Origin of the sequence: Bacillus sp. FSL K6-1366, from assembly GCF_037976695.1 — a bacterium.
GTDB lineage: Bacteria > Bacillota > Bacilli > Bacillales > Bacillaceae > Bacillus > Bacillus subtilis.
In genome coordinates, this window is record NZ_CP150268.1 from 2,376,111 (window position 1) to 2,392,962 (window position 16,852).

The 16,852-nt window shown below is 47.8% G+C and carries 7 protein-coding genes, 5 rRNA genes and 1 pseudogene; 7 read left to right on the forward strand and 6 right to left on the reverse strand.

Translation table 11 applies throughout. The features are described from left to right. Positions 1 to 82 precede the first annotated feature (82 nt). The 5 genes from MHI44_RS12580 (at position 83) to rrf (MHI44_RS12600) (ending at position 8,186) form a co-directional block, all read left to right on the forward strand. Positions 83 to 3,010 (forward strand): 23S ribosomal RNA (locus tag MHI44_RS12580). Between the two features lie 55 nt (positions 3,011 to 3,065). Further along, positions 3,066 to 3,181 (forward strand): 5S ribosomal RNA (rrf, locus tag MHI44_RS12585). A 186-nt stretch (positions 3,182 to 3,367) separates the two neighbouring features. Then, a 16S ribosomal RNA gene (locus MHI44_RS12590) occupies positions 3,368 to 4,917 on the forward strand. Positions 4,918 to 5,087: 170 nt separating this feature from the next. After that, positions 5,088 to 8,015 (forward strand): 23S ribosomal RNA (locus MHI44_RS12595). Positions 8,016 to 8,070: 55 nt separating this feature from the next. Next, positions 8,071 to 8,186, forward strand: a 5S ribosomal RNA gene (gene rrf, locus MHI44_RS12600). The 16S, 23S and 5S rRNA genes sit together here, the layout of an rRNA operon. Before the next feature lie 88 nt (positions 8,187 to 8,274). On the opposite strand, the pseudogene MHI44_RS12605 reads toward rrf (MHI44_RS12600), so the two are convergent. Further along, a pseudogene (locus MHI44_RS12605) lies at positions 8,275 to 8,577 on the reverse strand (MFS transporter); the annotation flags it as partial. Positions 8,578 to 8,881: 304 nt separating this feature from the next. Between MHI44_RS12605 and MHI44_RS12610 the strand changes: the two are divergent. After that, entirely contained in the window at positions 8,882 to 10,318 is a 1,437-nt protein-coding gene (locus MHI44_RS12610) for a SulP family inorganic anion transporter (protein ID WP_339202014.1), read from the forward strand. A 145-nt stretch (positions 10,319 to 10,463) separates the two neighbouring features. Continuing rightward, a complete protein-coding gene (locus tag MHI44_RS12615; RefSeq protein WP_072557088.1) occupies positions 10,464 to 11,384 on the forward strand; it encodes a bile acid:sodium symporter family protein in 921 nt (306 codons plus the stop codon). A gap of 9 nt (positions 11,385 to 11,393) precedes the next feature. Here MHI44_RS12615 and MHI44_RS12620 read toward each other — a convergent pair whose 3' ends face one another. From MHI44_RS12620 to btr, 5 genes are all read right to left on the reverse strand, one after another. After that, positions 11,394 to 12,146, reverse strand: a complete 753-nt coding sequence (locus MHI44_RS12620; RefSeq protein ID WP_339202016.1) for an alpha/beta hydrolase — start codon at positions 12,144 to 12,146, stop codon at positions 11,394 to 11,396. Continuing rightward, on the reverse strand, positions 12,143 to 13,153 hold the full coding sequence (gene feuC / locus MHI44_RS12625) for an iron ABC transporter permease FeuC (RefSeq protein ID WP_003234980.1): 1,011 nt from the start codon (positions 13,151 to 13,153) through the stop codon (positions 12,143 to 12,145). The genes MHI44_RS12620 and feuC overlap by 4 nt, the downstream gene beginning before the upstream one ends. Continuing rightward, complete coding sequence (locus tag MHI44_RS12630; RefSeq protein ID WP_014478640.1) at positions 13,146 to 14,150, reverse strand: iron ABC transporter permease; 1,005 nt, start codon at positions 14,148 to 14,150, stop codon at positions 13,146 to 13,148. Before MHI44_RS12630 ends, feuC begins: the two co-directional genes overlap by 8 nt. A gap of 18 nt (positions 14,151 to 14,168) precedes the next feature. Continuing rightward, positions 14,169 to 15,122, reverse strand: a complete 954-nt coding sequence (feuA, locus tag MHI44_RS12635; RefSeq protein ID WP_338731993.1) for an iron ABC transporter substrate-binding protein FeuA — start codon at positions 15,120 to 15,122, stop codon at positions 14,169 to 14,171. A gap of 90 nt (positions 15,123 to 15,212) precedes the next feature. After that, a complete protein-coding gene (gene btr, locus MHI44_RS12640) occupies positions 15,213 to 16,802 on the reverse strand; it encodes a bacillibactin transport transcriptional regulator Btr (protein WP_339202018.1) in 1,590 nt (529 codons plus the stop codon). Between the last annotated feature and the right edge of the window lie 50 nt (positions 16,803 to 16,852).

Consider the following 16,852-nt stretch of genomic DNA (forward strand, 5'->3'; position numbering starts at 1 on the left):
AATGTGTTCTTTGAAAACTAGATAACAGTAGACATCACATTCAATTAGTAACACAAGATATCACATAGTGATTCTTTTTAACGGTTAAGTTAGAAAGGGCGCACGGTGGATGCCTTGGCACTAGGAGCCGATGAAGGACGGGACGAACACCGATATGCTTCGGGGAGCTGTAAGCAAGCTTTGATCCGGAGATTTCCGAATGGGGAAACCCACCACTCGTAATGGAGTGGTATCCATATCTGAATTCATAGGATATGAGAAGGCAGACCCGGGGAACTGAAACATCTAAGTACCCGGAGGAAGAGAAAGCAAATGCGATTCCCTGAGTAGCGGCGAGCGAAACGGGATTAGCCCAAACCAAGAGGCTTGCCTCTTGGGGTTGTAGGACACTCTATACGGAGTTACAAAAGAACGAGGTAGATGAAGAGGTCTGGAAAGGCCCGCCATAGGAGGTAACAGCCCTGTAGTCAAAACTTCGTTCTCTCCTGAGTGGATCCTGAGTACGGCGGAACACGTGAAATTCCGTCGGAATCCGGGAGGACCATCTCCCAAGGCTAAATACTCCCTAGTGACCGATAGTGAACCAGTACCGTGAGGGAAAGGTGAAAAGCACCCCGGAAGGGGAGTGAAAGAGATCCTGAAACCGTGTGCCTACAAGTAGTCAGAGCCCGTTAACGGGTGATGGCGTGCCTTTTGTAGAATGAACCGGCGAGTTACGATCCCGTGCAAGGTTAAGCAGAAGATGCGGAGCCGCAGCGAAAGCGAGTCTGAATAGGGCGCATGAGTACGTGGTCGTAGACCCGAAACCAGGTGATCTACCCATGTCCAGGGTGAAGTTCAGGTAACACTGAATGGAGGCCCGAACCCACGCACGTTGAAAAGTGCGGGGATGAGGTGTGGGTAGGGGTGAAATGCCAATCGAACCTGGAGATAGCTGGTTCTCTCCGAAATAGCTTTAGGGCTAGCCTCAAGGTAAGAGTCTTGGAGGTAGAGCACTGATTGGACTAGGGGCCCCTACCGGGTTACCGAATTCAGTCAAACTCCGAATGCCAATGACTTATCCTTGGGAGTCAGACTGCGAGTGATAAGATCCGTAGTCGAAAGGGAAACAGCCCAGACCGCCAGCTAAGGTCCCAAAGTATACGTTAAGTGGAAAAGGATGTGGAGTTGCTTAGACAACCAGGATGTTGGCTTAGAAGCAGCCACCATTTAAAGAGTGCGTAATAGCTCACTGGTCGAGTGACTCTGCGCCGAAAATGTACCGGGGCTAAACGTATCACCGAAGCTGCGGACTGTTCTTCGAACAGTGGTAGGAGAGCGTTCTAAGGGCTGTGAAGCCAGACCGGAAGGACTGGTGGAGCGCTTAGAAGTGAGAATGCCGGTATGAGTAGCGAAAGAGGGGTGAGAATCCCCTCCACCGAATGCCTAAGGTTTCCTGAGGAAGGCTCGTCCGCTCAGGGTTAGTCGGGACCTAAGCCGAGGCCGAAAGGCGTAGGCGATGGACAACAGGTTGATATTCCTGTACCACCTCCTCACCATTTGAGCAATGGGGGGACGCAGGAGGATAGGGTAAGCGCGGTATTGGATATCCGCGTCCAAGCAGTTAGGCTGGGAAATAGGCAAATCCGTTTCCCATAAGGCTGAGCTGTGATGGCGAGCGAAATATAGTAGCGAAGTTCCTGATTCCACACTGCCAAGAAAAGCCTCTAGCGAGGTGAGAGGTGCCCGTACCGCAAACCGACACAGGTAGGCGAGGAGAGAATCCTAAGGTGATCGAGAGAACTCTCGTTAAGGAACTCGGCAAAATGACCCCGTAACTTCGGGAGAAGGGGTGCTCTGTTAGGGTGCAAGCCCGAGAGAGCCGCAGTGAATAGGCCCAGGCGACTGTTTAGCAAAAACACAGGTCTCTGCGAAGCCGTAAGGCGAAGTATAGGGGCTGACGCCTGCCCGGTGCTGGAAGGTTAAGAGGAGCGCTTAGCGTAAGCGAAGGTGCGAATTGAAGCCCCAGTAAACGGCGGCCGTAACTATAACGGTCCTAAGGTAGCGAAATTCCTTGTCGGGTAAGTTCCGACCCGCACGAAAGGCGCAACGATCTGGGCACTGTCTCAACGAGAGACTCGGTGAAATTATAGTACCTGTGAAGATGCAGGTTACCCGCGACAGGACGGAAAGACCCCGTGGAGCTTTACTGCAGCCTGATATTGAATGTTGGTACAGCTTGTACAGGATAGGTAGGAGCCTTGGAAACCGGAGCGCCAGCTTCGGTGGAGGCATCGGTGGGATACTACCCTGGCTGTATTGACCTTCTAACCCGCCGCCCTTATCGGGCGGGGAGACAGTGTCAGGTGGGCAGTTTGACTGGGGCGGTCGCCTCCTAAAAGGTAACGGAGGCGCCCAAAGGTTCCCTCAGAATGGTTGGAAATCATTCGCAGAGTGTAAAGGCACAAGGGAGCTTGACTGCGAGACCTACAAGTCGAGCAGGGACGAAAGTCGGGCTTAGTGATCCGGTGGTTCCGCATGGAAGGGCCATCGCTCAACGGATAAAAGCTACCCCGGGGATAACAGGCTTATCTCCCCCAAGAGTCCACATCGACGGGGAGGTTTGGCACCTCGATGTCGGCTCATCGCATCCTGGGGCTGTAGTCGGTCCCAAGGGTTGGGCTGTTCGCCCATTAAAGCGGTACGCGAGCTGGGTTCAGAACGTCGTGAGACAGTTCGGTCCCTATCCGTCGCGGGCGCAGGAAATTTGAGAGGAGCTGTCCTTAGTACGAGAGGACCGGGATGGACGCACCGCTGGTGTACCAGTTGTTCTGCCAAGGGCATCGCTGGGTAGCTATGTGCGGACGGGATAAGTGCTGAAAGCATCTAAGCATGAAGCCCCCCTCAAGATGAGATTTCCCATTCCGCAAGGAAGTAAGATCCCTGAAAGATGATCAGGTTGATAGGTCTGAGGTGGAAGTGTGGCGACACATGGAGCTGACAGATACTAATCGATCGAGGACTTAACCATATTTTTGAATGATGTCACACCTGTTATCTAGTTTTGAGAGAACACTCTCAATTTGTTTGGTGGCGATAGCGAAGAGGTCACACCCGTTCCCATACCGAACACGGAAGTTAAGCTCTTCAGCGCCGATGGTAGTCGGGGGTTTCCCCCTGTGAGAGTAGGACGCCGCCAAGCAATTGCACGTTAGTGTAATTTTTTAAAAAAGTTATTGACTTTGAAGAAGTGACGTTGTATACTAATAAAGTTGCTTTAACAAAGCGGACAAACAAAATGATCTTTGAAAACTAAACAAGACAAAACGTACCTGTTAATTCAGTTTTTAAAAATCGCACAGCGATGTGCGTAGTCAGTCAAACTACTTTATCGGAGAGTTTGATCCTGGCTCAGGACGAACGCTGGCGGCGTGCCTAATACATGCAAGTCGAGCGGACAGATGGGAGCTTGCTCCCTGATGTTAGCGGCGGACGGGTGAGTAACACGTGGGTAACCTGCCTGTAAGACTGGGATAACTCCGGGAAACCGGGGCTAATACCGGATGGTTGTTTGAACCGCATGGTTCAAACATAAAAGGTGGCTTCGGCTACCACTTACAGATGGACCCGCGGCGCATTAGCTAGTTGGTGAGGTAACGGCTCACCAAGGCAACGATGCGTAGCCGACCTGAGAGGGTGATCGGCCACACTGGGACTGAGACACGGCCCAGACTCCTACGGGAGGCAGCAGTAGGGAATCTTCCGCAATGGACGAAAGTCTGACGGAGCAACGCCGCGTGAGTGATGAAGGTTTTCGGATCGTAAAGCTCTGTTGTTAGGGAAGAACAAGTACCGTTCGAATAGGGCGGTACCTTGACGGTACCTAACCAGAAAGCCACGGCTAACTACGTGCCAGCAGCCGCGGTAATACGTAGGTGGCAAGCGTTGTCCGGAATTATTGGGCGTAAAGGGCTCGCAGGCGGTTTCTTAAGTCTGATGTGAAAGCCCCCGGCTCAACCGGGGAGGGTCATTGGAAACTGGGGAACTTGAGTGCAGAAGAGGAGAGTGGAATTCCACGTGTAGCGGTGAAATGCGTAGAGATGTGGAGGAACACCAGTGGCGAAGGCGACTCTCTGGTCTGTAACTGACGCTGAGGAGCGAAAGCGTGGGGAGCGAACAGGATTAGATACCCTGGTAGTCCACGCCGTAAACGATGAGTGCTAAGTGTTAGGGGGTTTCCGCCCCTTAGTGCTGCAGCTAACGCATTAAGCACTCCGCCTGGGGAGTACGGTCGCAAGACTGAAACTCAAAGGAATTGACGGGGGCCCGCACAAGCGGTGGAGCATGTGGTTTAATTCGAAGCAACGCGAAGAACCTTACCAGGTCTTGACATCCTCTGACAATCCTAGAGATAGGACGTCCCCTTCGGGGGCAGAGTGACAGGTGGTGCATGGTTGTCGTCAGCTCGTGTCGTGAGATGTTGGGTTAAGTCCCGCAACGAGCGCAACCCTTGATCTTAGTTGCCAGCATTCAGTTGGGCACTCTAAGGTGACTGCCGGTGACAAACCGGAGGAAGGTGGGGATGACGTCAAATCATCATGCCCCTTATGACCTGGGCTACACACGTGCTACAATGGACAGAACAAAGGGCAGCGAAACCGCGAGGTTAAGCCAATCCCACAAATCTGTTCTCAGTTCGGATCGCAGTCTGCAACTCGACTGCGTGAAGCTGGAATCGCTAGTAATCGCGGATCAGCATGCCGCGGTGAATACGTTCCCGGGCCTTGTACACACCGCCCGTCACACCACGAGAGTTTGTAACACCCGAAGTCGGTGAGGTAACCTTTTAGGAGCCAGCCGCCGAAGGTGGGACAGATGATTGGGGTGAAGTCGTAACAAGGTAGCCGTATCGGAAGGTGCGGCTGGATCACCTCCTTTCTAAGGATATTATACGGAATATAAGACCTTGGGTCTTATAAACAGAACGTTCCCTGTCTTGTTTAGTTTTGAAGGATCATTCCTTCGAAATGTGTTCTTTGAAAACTAGATAACAGTAGACATCACATTCAATTAGTAACACAAGATATCACATAGTGATTCTTTTTAACGGTTAAGTTAGAAAGGGCGCACGGTGGATGCCTTGGCACTAGGAGCCGATGAAGGACGGGACGAACACCGATATGCTTCGGGGAGCTGTAAGCAAGCTTTGATCCGGAGATTTCCGAATGGGGAAACCCACCACTCGTAATGGAGTGGTATCCATATCTGAATTCATAGGATATGAGAAGGCAGACCCGGGGAACTGAAACATCTAAGTACCCGGAGGAAGAGAAAGCAAATGCGATTCCCTGAGTAGCGGCGAGCGAAACGGGATTAGCCCAAACCAAGAGGCTTGCCTCTTGGGGTTGTAGGACACTCTATACGGAGTTACAAAAGAACGAGGTAGATGAAGAGGTCTGGAAAGGCCCGCCATAGGAGGTAACAGCCCTGTAGTCAAAACTTCGTTCTCTCCTGAGTGGATCCTGAGTACGGCGGAACACGTGAAATTCCGTCGGAATCCGGGAGGACCATCTCCCAAGGCTAAATACTCCCTAGTGACCGATAGTGAACCAGTACCGTGAGGGAAAGGTGAAAAGCACCCCGGAAGGGGAGTGAAAGAGATCCTGAAACCGTGTGCCTACAAGTAGTCAGAGCCCGTTAACGGGTGATGGCGTGCCTTTTGTAGAATGAACCGGCGAGTTACGATCCCGTGCAAGGTTAAGCAGAAGATGCGGAGCCGCAGCGAAAGCGAGTCTGAATAGGGCGCATGAGTACGTGGTCGTAGACCCGAAACCAGGTGATCTACCCATGTCCAGGGTGAAGTTCAGGTAACACTGAATGGAGGCCCGAACCCACGCACGTTGAAAAGTGCGGGGATGAGGTGTGGGTAGGGGTGAAATGCCAATCGAACCTGGAGATAGCTGGTTCTCTCCGAAATAGCTTTAGGGCTAGCCTCAAGGTAAGAGTCTTGGAGGTAGAGCACTGATTGGACTAGGGGCCCCTACCGGGTTACCGAATTCAGTCAAACTCCGAATGCCAATGACTTATCCTTGGGAGTCAGACTGCGAGTGATAAGATCCGTAGTCGAAAGGGAAACAGCCCAGACCGCCAGCTAAGGTCCCAAAGTATACGTTAAGTGGAAAAGGATGTGGAGTTGCTTAGACAACCAGGATGTTGGCTTAGAAGCAGCCACCATTTAAAGAGTGCGTAATAGCTCACTGGTCGAGTGACTCTGCGCCGAAAATGTACCGGGGCTAAACGTATCACCGAAGCTGCGGACTGTTCTTCGAACAGTGGTAGGAGAGCGTTCTAAGGGCTGTGAAGCCAGACCGGAAGGACTGGTGGAGCGCTTAGAAGTGAGAATGCCGGTATGAGTAGCGAAAGAGGGGTGAGAATCCCCTCCACCGAATGCCTAAGGTTTCCTGAGGAAGGCTCGTCCGCTCAGGGTTAGTCGGGACCTAAGCCGAGGCCGAAAGGCGTAGGCGATGGACAACAGGTTGATATTCCTGTACCACCTCCTCACCATTTGAGCAATGGGGGGACGCAGGAGGATAGGGTAAGCGCGGTATTGGATATCCGCGTCCAAGCAGTTAGGCTGGGAAATAGGCAAATCCGTTTCCCATAAGGCTGAGCTGTGATGGCGAGCGAAATATAGTAGCGAAGTTCCTGATTCCACACTGCCAAGAAAAGCCTCTAGCGAGGTGAGAGGTGCCCGTACCGCAAACCGACACAGGTAGGCGAGGAGAGAATCCTAAGGTGATCGAGAGAACTCTCGTTAAGGAACTCGGCAAAATGACCCCGTAACTTCGGGAGAAGGGGTGCTCTGTTAGGGTGCAAGCCCGAGAGAGCCGCAGTGAATAGGCCCAGGCGACTGTTTAGCAAAAACACAGGTCTCTGCGAAGCCGTAAGGCGAAGTATAGGGGCTGACGCCTGCCCGGTGCTGGAAGGTTAAGAGGAGCGCTTAGCGTAAGCGAAGGTGCGAATTGAAGCCCCAGTAAACGGCGGCCGTAACTATAACGGTCCTAAGGTAGCGAAATTCCTTGTCGGGTAAGTTCCGACCCGCACGAAAGGCGCAACGATCTGGGCACTGTCTCAACGAGAGACTCGGTGAAATTATAGTACCTGTGAAGATGCAGGTTACCCGCGACAGGACGGAAAGACCCCGTGGAGCTTTACTGCAGCCTGATATTGAATGTTGGTACAGCTTGTACAGGATAGGTAGGAGCCTTGGAAACCGGAGCGCCAGCTTCGGTGGAGGCATCGGTGGGATACTACCCTGGCTGTATTGACCTTCTAACCCGCCGCCCTTATCGGGCGGGGAGACAGTGTCAGGTGGGCAGTTTGACTGGGGCGGTCGCCTCCTAAAAGGTAACGGAGGCGCCCAAAGGTTCCCTCAGAATGGTTGGAAATCATTCGCAGAGTGTAAAGGCACAAGGGAGCTTGACTGCGAGACCTACAAGTCGAGCAGGGACGAAAGTCGGGCTTAGTGATCCGGTGGTTCCGCATGGAAGGGCCATCGCTCAACGGATAAAAGCTACCCCGGGGATAACAGGCTTATCTCCCCCAAGAGTCCACATCGACGGGGAGGTTTGGCACCTCGATGTCGGCTCATCGCATCCTGGGGCTGTAGTCGGTCCCAAGGGTTGGGCTGTTCGCCCATTAAAGCGGTACGCGAGCTGGGTTCAGAACGTCGTGAGACAGTTCGGTCCCTATCCGTCGCGGGCGCAGGAAATTTGAGAGGAGCTGTCCTTAGTACGAGAGGACCGGGATGGACGCACCGCTGGTGTACCAGTTGTTCTGCCAAGGGCATCGCTGGGTAGCTATGTGCGGACGGGATAAGTGCTGAAAGCATCTAAGCATGAAGCCCCCCTCAAGATGAGATTTCCCATTCCGCAAGGAAGTAAGATCCCTGAAAGATGATCAGGTTGATAGGTCTGAGGTGGAAGTGTGGCGACACATGGAGCTGACAGATACTAATCGATCGAGGACTTAACCATATTTTTGAATGATGTCACACCTGTTATCTAGTTTTGAGAGAACACTCTCAATTTGTTTGGTGGCGATAGCGAAGAGGTCACACCCGTTCCCATACCGAACACGGAAGTTAAGCTCTTCAGCGCCGATGGTAGTCGGGGGTTTCCCCCTGTGAGAGTAGGACGCCGCCAAGCAAGCTTAAACCCAGCTCATTGAGCTGGGTTTTTTATTTTATATCTGTGCCGACCCCAGCATGATCAACATGAGAGTCATAAATAATCAAAATGCAGTTTGAACGGGAAACTCATCCAGAATCCATCCGACTGCAATTGGCAGGGTAGTGCCGCCAATCCATTGGCAGCGAGCAGCATGCCTGTCGTTTGTTCTGTTTTTTCATGATAAAATTGATTGGTGACAATTAAGATAATGGCGAACATGCCGGCCATAAATAAGTCCTAAGAAAAAACTTAGAATAATCCCTGCAAAAGCTATTTTATTGATTGCCAAAATACAGAGTTAAATGAGGCCGCTCATATTTATCAGCCTGAGATAATGATAATAGGTTATTTTTTCGAAAATCGGACCGGGTTGTCAAATGAGAGAAAAGATATTACTGTCATTAAAACGATTCTTGGTTTCATCCGGATATGATAAAATGTCTCAGACTATATTTGAGCCATTTTTTTCTTCAGCAATCATCTTGCGTAATTGATAAAAATTTATTATGATACTCTTTGTATGACAACTCCTTGCCTCAATACAATATACTCAACGTTTCCCCGTTTTCCCCGGTCGTTTTTCTTTTCATTTTCTCCCGTAAAATAAAAAAAGCTCCCAATACAATAGATATGGTGCGGATTTATTTTTTACTAAAAAGGAGTCGTTATATTTGAATAATAGTTTTACATTAAAACAGCAATGGTTCGGGAATATCCGAAAAGACATTCTTGCTGGCATTTTAGTTGCGTTAGCGTTAATACCTGAAGCGATTGGCTTTTCTATTATAGCCGGTGTGGATCCGATGGTCGGTCTTTATGCGTCATTTTGCATAGCCATTATTATTTCTATTTTTGGCGGCAGACCTGGCATGATTTCAGCTGCGACAGGCTCAATGGCAGTCGTTATGGTGTCGCTGGTTGCTGATCATGGGCTTCAGTATTTATTTGCGGCTACGATTTTGACAGGCATTATTCAGGTGATTTTAGGTATCAGTAAAATTGCAAGATTAATGAAATTCATCCCGCGTTCTGTGATGATCGGGTTTGTGAATGCGCTGGCGATCCTTATCTTCTCTGCGCAGCTTCCCCAGTTTGAAGGTGCTTCTTGGAGCATGTATGCGATGCTTGCCGGGTCGTTGGTTATTATTTATGTGCTGCCAAGGTTTACGACTGCTGTTCCGTCTCCGCTTGTGGCGATTATTGTGATGACAATTATTGCGGTCACTTTCCATGTGGATGTGCGGACGGTTGGTGATATGGGCAATATTTCTAGTTCATTGCCTCATTTCTTAATCCCTGATGTTCCGTTTACCTTTGAAACACTGCAAATTATTTTTCCTTATTCAATTGCTTTAGCGTTTGTCGGGTTGCTTGAATCTTTGCTGACAGCACAGATTATTGATGAAATGACGGATACGGACAGTGATAAAAATAAAGAGAGCCGCGGACAGGGAATTGCGAATATCGTGACTGGACTCTTTGGCGGAATGGCAGGCTGCGCTATGATCGGACAATCTGTCATTAATACAAAAGCGGGCGGTCGCGGACGTTTGTCAGCATTTGTTGCCGGTGCTTTTCTGATGTTTTTAATTGCGGTGTTAAGTCATGTCGTGGTGAAAATCCCAATGGCGGCGTTAGTAGCTGTAATGGTTATGGTGTCTGTCGGCACTTTTGATTGGTCTTCCTTAAAAGGTCTCAAAAAAGCGCCGCTCACGGACTCGATTGTCATGGTTGTGACTGTGGTTACGGTTGTTGTGACGGATGACTTATCTAAGGGTGTATTTGTCGGTGTTCTTTTAAGTGCCGTGTTCTTTGTGGCAAAAATCTCGAAGCTGAAAATCGTTTCTCATGCAGAGGATCAAAAGCTTAGAACGTATCAAGTGAAGGGGCAAATCTTTTTTGCGTCAGTGACTGATCTTACGAATGCGTTTATATATCAAGAGGATATTGAGCGGGTTGTGATTGACTTAACTGGAGCTCACGTATGGGACGATTCTGGAGCGGCCGCACTTGATAAGATTGTTGCGAAGTTTAAGGAACAAGGCATTGAAGCTGAGTTAAAAGGTTTGAATAAAGCGAGTAAATCTTTAATGAAACAGATGGCATAAAATAGAGAAGCCCAGATGAATGAGATCTGGGCTTTTTTATATAACATACACTTAAGCAGCATTGATATAATAGAGAGAAGAGAAATTTTAAATAGGGGACTTGCATATGATGCTTCAGAAGCTGAACCGTGTATTGGGGAGGGTTATGCCGCTGTTGACGCCGACTAGTGTGGTGCTGGGCGTGCTGCTGTCTCAGTTTTTAAATGGGTATGAATGGGCTGTGCCTTGGATCTTTGCTTTTATTACGTTTGCAGGCAGTTTGAGCGCGAACTTTCAATCTTTGAGACATGCATTGTCTCATCCTCTCCCTATGATTCTTGCACTATTCGTTCTTCATATTTTCATGCCGCTTTTTGCTTGGGGCAGCGGCCATCTTATATTTAAAGGTGATCCTTTGACGATTACCGGTTTAACATTGGCTGTTGTGATTCCTACGGGGATTACAAGCTTGATTTGGGCAGCGATGTACAAAGGGAATGTCGGTTTGACACTTTCGATTATTTTAGTTGATACTGTGCTGTCACCGCTAATCGTACCGCTGAGTCTTTCGTTGCTGGCCGGCGCTCAGGTTCACATGGATGTGTGGGGAATGATGAAAGGTCTGATTGTAATGGTCGTAATTCCTTCTTTTTTGGGCATGCTGTTTAATCAGATGTCATCTCCAGAAAGAACTGCGTCTGTGAGCAGTGCGCTGTCGCCTTTTTCAAAGCTTTGCTTGATGGCAGTGATTGCGATTAACAGTTCAGCGATTGCTCCTTATTTCAAATCCATTGATTTGAGATTTGCAGGAATAGCTGTAACGGTATTCTTTATTGCGTTAACAGGCTATGCCGCTGCTTGGCTGATCGGAAAAATGATGAAAAGGCGGCAAGAGGAAATAGTCTCTCTTATATTTACGGGAGGCATGAGGAATATTAGTGCCGGCGCAGTTCTTGCCGTTACGTTCTTCCCGTCTCAGGTTGCCGTTCCTGTTGTGATCGGCATGCTGTTTCAGCAGATATTGGCTGCTTTGTTTGGCTATATGCTGAATCGTTTTGAATTAAAACCAATGTTGCAGAAGGCATAAAAAAACCGCTCATAGGGTTGAGCGGTTTTTTCCGTATAGCCATTCGAGCGCGTTGATGAACTGTTTGCAGAAATACTTGCGGTGGTGCACCGCTCCTTTTTCAATTGAAAGACACAACTGGTCTTCAGTGAAGCCTTTTTCTTTTAGACTTTGATGAACTTGCTTTGTTCTTTTCAGCATATGTCGCTGAATGGATTGTTTTTCACGGCCTTCTTCACTCCCGATAGACATGAAAACACGTGCAGTGCCGGGCTTTAAAGAAGATATATGAATGGTTTCCGCTGCGTTCTCGTACCAGTATGAACCTGATATAGAGCCTATTTTCCCGAACATTGACGGATATTTTAATATGGCGAACATTGAGATGAGGCCGCCTAATGAGGCACCGATCATTCCTCTTGACTGCGGTTCCCTGGTGACGTTCCAGTTTTCTTCGATTAGCGGAATGAACTGGTTCGTTATATCAGACAGATAGTGATATCCCATTCCGCCGAAGTCCGTGAACCGATCACTGAGTGATGCAGCCGGCCAAGGTGTGTATTCATTTAGCCGGTTTTCGGGTTCGATACCAATTAGCACGAGTTCAGGGAGCCTTTGCTGTTGATATGCGCTTTCTAATAATTCGATTTGGTTTTGGAACAAAGAACTGCCATCCTGCACGTAAACAGCAGGAAATCCCCCGCTGTCTGTGCTGTAGGAAGGAGGGAGGTACAGCGTGAACCTCCTGTTGCCGGCTTTGTGTTCTGAAAGAGATCCTTTCAAGCATTCTCCCCCTTTTTTTGCTTGAAAAGCAGATATAAGAAATAAGGAACTCCGAGGATCGCCAAAATGATGCCTGCGGGCACTTCTGCAGGCTGAAAAAACAGTTTTCCGGCAAAGTCTGCGCTTATCACAAGAAGCATCCCGATTAAACCGCTCAGTGGCAGGATATAGCGATGTTCGACGCCAGCCAGTCTCCGTGAGATATGGGGAGCAATTAAGCCGACAAACGCCATGCTTCCCGCTACGGAGACACAGGCGCTGATGATTGCTACACAGGCTACGAGAAGGATGGTTTTTTCTTTATTTGATGAAATGCCGAGGCTTCTGACTGTGTCTTCATCAAAACGAATGGTGTCGAGCAGGCGGGATTTGCCGATAAGAATCGGTATAAACAGCAGCATCCATGGGAGAACGGCTGTGATATACGTCCAGTTGGCAGACCAGATGCTTCCGTTTTTCCACACCATGGCCATTTGATAGTCTTGCGGGTCCATTTTTAAAGATAAAAACAAAGACAGTGCGCTGAATCCTGAATTGATCGCAATCCCTACCAGAATAATTCTTCCTGAATCTAAATTGCCTCTGTGCCATGCAAATATGTAAATCAGGATCGCCGCGATGAGCCCGCCTATCAATCCAAAGAGCGGCATTCCCATCGCTGCAGCTATGGATGTCACTTCCTTCTGGCCTTGGAATAAGAGCATAAACGCTACAATGCCGGCTCCCGCCCCTGCGTTGATTCCGAGAATTCCAGGGTCAGCAAGCCCGTTTCTCGTGATGGCTTGGATAACAGCGCCTGCAATGCCAAGACCGAGTCCAATAATAGCAGCCATGACAACCCGCGGCAGTCTTAAATCGAACAGCAAAATTTCATACTGCGGATTCGGGTCGATTTGAAAAAGAGTGGAGAGCAGCTCAGCAGGACGAACAGAAAATGATCCGCTCGTTAAGCTGAAATAGCTGACAACAAGAATCAAAGCGATGAACAATGCATATTTTTTAGCCATTTTGCTCCCCTCCTTTTCGTTTAATTAAATAAAGGAAGAAAGGTACGCCGATAATGGATGTTACGACCTCAATCGGTGTTTCAAACGGATAGTTGATAAATCTGCTTGCGAGATCACACAGGGTTAAAAAGATTCCGCCCAAAAGACAGGAACACGGAATCAGCCTGCTGTAATCAGAGCCGACGAGAAATCTCGTGATATGCGGAACAACCAACCCGACAAACGCAATTTTTCCGGCCAGCGCTACGGCACTGCCGGTTAGAATGATGACGGAAAGCATCGCCATGATTTTAATGGTTTTTTTCTTTTGTCCTAAGCTTTTAGAAATGTCGTCCCCTAATGATACAGCGGTCACCTTTTTGCTGAGAGAAATGGCCATTATAATGCCAATCAGGAAAAACGGAGCGGCAAGCTTCAGGAAATCCGGACTCATTTGATGAAGTCTGGCACTGTACCAGAAACTGAGATCCTGAGAAATTTGAAAATAAATCGACATGGCCGCTGATAAGCTGCTGAGCAGCATGCTTGTGACTGTGCCGATGATGGCGAGCTGCACGGGGGTAAATCCGTTTGGCATCATGGCGGCAAGGCCGAATACTAACACAGCTCCTAACGCTGAGCCGATAAAAGAGTATATCATCATTTCAATCGAAGATGATTGCGGGAGCAGAACCATGCAAAGCGTAATGATAAACGCTGAACCATCTGAAACACCCATAATGGATGGCGAAGCTAAATAATTGCGCGTAATGCCCTGCATAAGCGCTCCAGAAACAGCAAGGGCTGCCCCTATGAGCAGAGCGCCGGCAGCCCTTGGAATCCGGGAATGCCATATAATTTGATGGTCTGTGTTTCCCGGATCGAAATGAATAAGAGATGTAAAAACAATATCTGTGCTAAGATGCTTTGCCCCATAAAGGATTGAAAGTAAAAGTGACAGCGCTATAGCAAATGGAGAAGTAATCAATATGATACGTGTCCACTGTTTTGAATACATACAAAAACCTACTCTGAATTAGTTTTGTGTCAATTTTTCAGCAGCCGCTTTCAGGAAACGGACTTTGCTCCAAGCTGTGCCGCCTTGTGCGAGAGGGTCCACTGAGTTGACATACACATGGTCTTCTTTGACTGCTTTAAGGCTTTTCCAGATTGGATTTTTCTCTAAATCTTTTAAGGCATCAGGTTTGTCTGCATTTTCATCATCAGAAAATTGGACGAAAATATGGTCCGGGTTCATTTCACTTAATTTTTCTAATGAAATCAGCTCTTGCGCTTTTGCAGCTTTTACTTCGTTCGGCGCCTTAAGGCCTAAATCACCGTATAGTGTGGAGTTGAAATACACCTGTTCAGGGTAAATGTAAATGTTGCCTTGTCTAATTCTAATGACAAGCGCTTTTGAATCTTTCGCTTTATTGTTGATTTTTGTTTTTGTTTCCTTTAGATCCTGTTCATAGTCTGCAATAATTTTCTTTGCTTTTTTCTCTTTTCCGGTCAGCTGGGCAAGCAGCATCATGTTTTCCTTCCAGTTTGAAGAGATATGAGAAACTGGGATCGTCGTGCCTGCTGTGCTGATTTTTTGCAGCGTTTTTTCCGGAAACTTTGTTGAAGCAAGGATAACATCTGGCTTCATTTCAAGAATCTTTTCAATATTTGGCTCCATTTTTTCTCCGGTTGGTTTGGCTTTATCAGTGATGTCTTTGAACATATCAGGGAATTTGCCGGAGAATGAAATTGCGCCTTGCGGATGAACGTCAAGCAATTTCGCGTCTTCCATTGATTCAACGCTTCCAGTAATGGCGATTTTGTCTGTCGGTACAGTTACTTCATATGTTTTATCAAGATATTCAATTTTCTTCTTCTCAGATGCTGTGCCGCTTGCCTTGCTGGCAGTTGATTCATTTTTGCTGCCGCAAGCTGCCGCCGTCAGCGCGAGAAGCAAGATTAATAAGGTAAGAGATATCTTTTTCATCTATAGAGCCTCCTGTTCAATTGATAACTATTATCAATTGGAATTATAGAGAATGAACAGATATAACGCCATGGACAAATTCCTGATTTATCATGGACAATCTCCGGATAGTAAAGAAACAGTTTGCTGAACGATGCGTTCGTGCCCGCAAGCTGAGTATTCATTCCACGGGTCAAGGGATAGAAGATAAACACGGTTATCTCGTACTGCGCTTAGGTTTTGCCATGCTTCTGTCTGCTGTAATTGCTGGTAGTAAGCTATGGTCTCCGGCTCTTTAAAAAGAAAAAGCATCATACAGTCAGCTTGGTAATTTGCGATATTTTCTAACGAAATCGCTTGTTCTGAAGGTGTGTCAGCCGTTGTTGCCGAGCTGAATCCTAAATCTCCAAAGAAAACTTCGCGGACACTTCGGTTATGTGCCAGATAGAAGTTTTGCTTATGCAGCCTCAAAAAGAGAAAACGCAGCCCTTGAACGTGCTGAAGTGTTTTTTTGGCGGCTGTTGTCTGCTGGTCATAATCCGCTAGCCACTTCTCTGCTTCGGATTCCTCCTTTAAAAATGAGGCAGTTTGCAGAAAGTGGGTTCTCCAGCTTTCTTCTGAAGGAAGGTACATGACTTCTGCGATGCGATTCAGGCGATCTTGTTCTTCTGGAGAAATAGAATCCATGCTGACAATCACATCTGGTTCTGCCTGTGATAACGTGTACAGGTTTTCTTCCCACTTTTCATTAAACCGGTATGCACTGAGCTGGACGGGTATATCTGTCGAATAATGCTGATAGTAGTAAGACGTCCATTTCGGATGCAGAGCGGCCGCAAAAGGTATGTGGTGAAGAGGGATGAGATGGCCCATTGTGCCCCTTCCGTATGCGGCGATTTTCTTTCGGCGTTTTTTCATATAGCTTGTAGGTGAACAGCCTGTATATTTTTTGAAGATTCTGCTGAAATAAAATTCATCTTGATAACCGGTTTGGTGTGCGATTTCTTTCAATTTGCAGTTTGATTTTGCCATGAGCCGTTTTGCCTTTGTGATTCGTGTTTTCGTAATAAATTCTGTTACGCTCTGTCCTGTCCATTTTTTAAAGCTTTCACTGTAGTGTTTGGCACTGATTCCTGCCATTTGCGACAGCTGGGCAAGCGTGATTTTTGTATCGGCATGGGTTTCGATATAGTGTTTTGTTTTTTCGATTGCTGAATGTGTATCCGTTTGATCAGATAGACTGGCAGTAAAAAGATCATAAATCAGGCTTTGTACTTCAATCACACATTTTAGCTGAGAAAGCTGAGACGATTCATTCCATTGTGCGGCAAGCTCTTGAAGCCGGACTGCAAGATTTTCGATATGTGAAACATTCATAAGCTTCAGTTTGGCTAATTCCGATTCTGTGCACGGTGTGTAAATATCTTGGCCGGCTTCCTTGATATAGCTTTGAAGCCTGATCAGACAGGCATCTATATGTCCATCGGCTGCTGGCATAAAGCCAAAGGTCTCGTTAGGCGGACAAACATAAAGTGTCTTTTTTTGCAAAGGATTGGTGTTTGTTCCGATCGAAATATAGCCGTTTCCTTTTAAATGAAAAATCAGCACGAATGAATCGGCTAATTGCTGTTCTGAGAAGAGATCACTTGTCTTTTTTAGATATTCAATTTGTACCGGTTGATAAATCACTGCATTTTGCACGAGTAGACCACCTTTTCAGAAACGTTCAATTGATAATCATTTTCAATAAA

Bases quoted from the DNA above. Each gene is read 5' to 3' on its own strand.
- MHI44_RS12615 (WP_072557088.1), top strand. From the start codon at position 10,464: ATGCCGCTGTTGACGCCGACTAGTGTGGTGCTGGGCGTGCTGCTGTCT.
- feuC (WP_003234980.1), bottom strand. From the start codon at position 13,153: ATGGCTAAAAAATATGCATTGTTCATCGCTTTGATTCTTGTTGTCAGC.
- MHI44_RS12630 (WP_014478640.1), bottom strand. From the start codon at position 14,150: ATGTATTCAAAACAGTGGACACGTATCATATTGATTACTTCTCCATTT.
- feuA (WP_338731993.1), bottom strand. From the start codon at position 15,122: ATGAAAAAGATATCTCTTACCTTATTAATCTTGCTTCTCGCGCTGACG.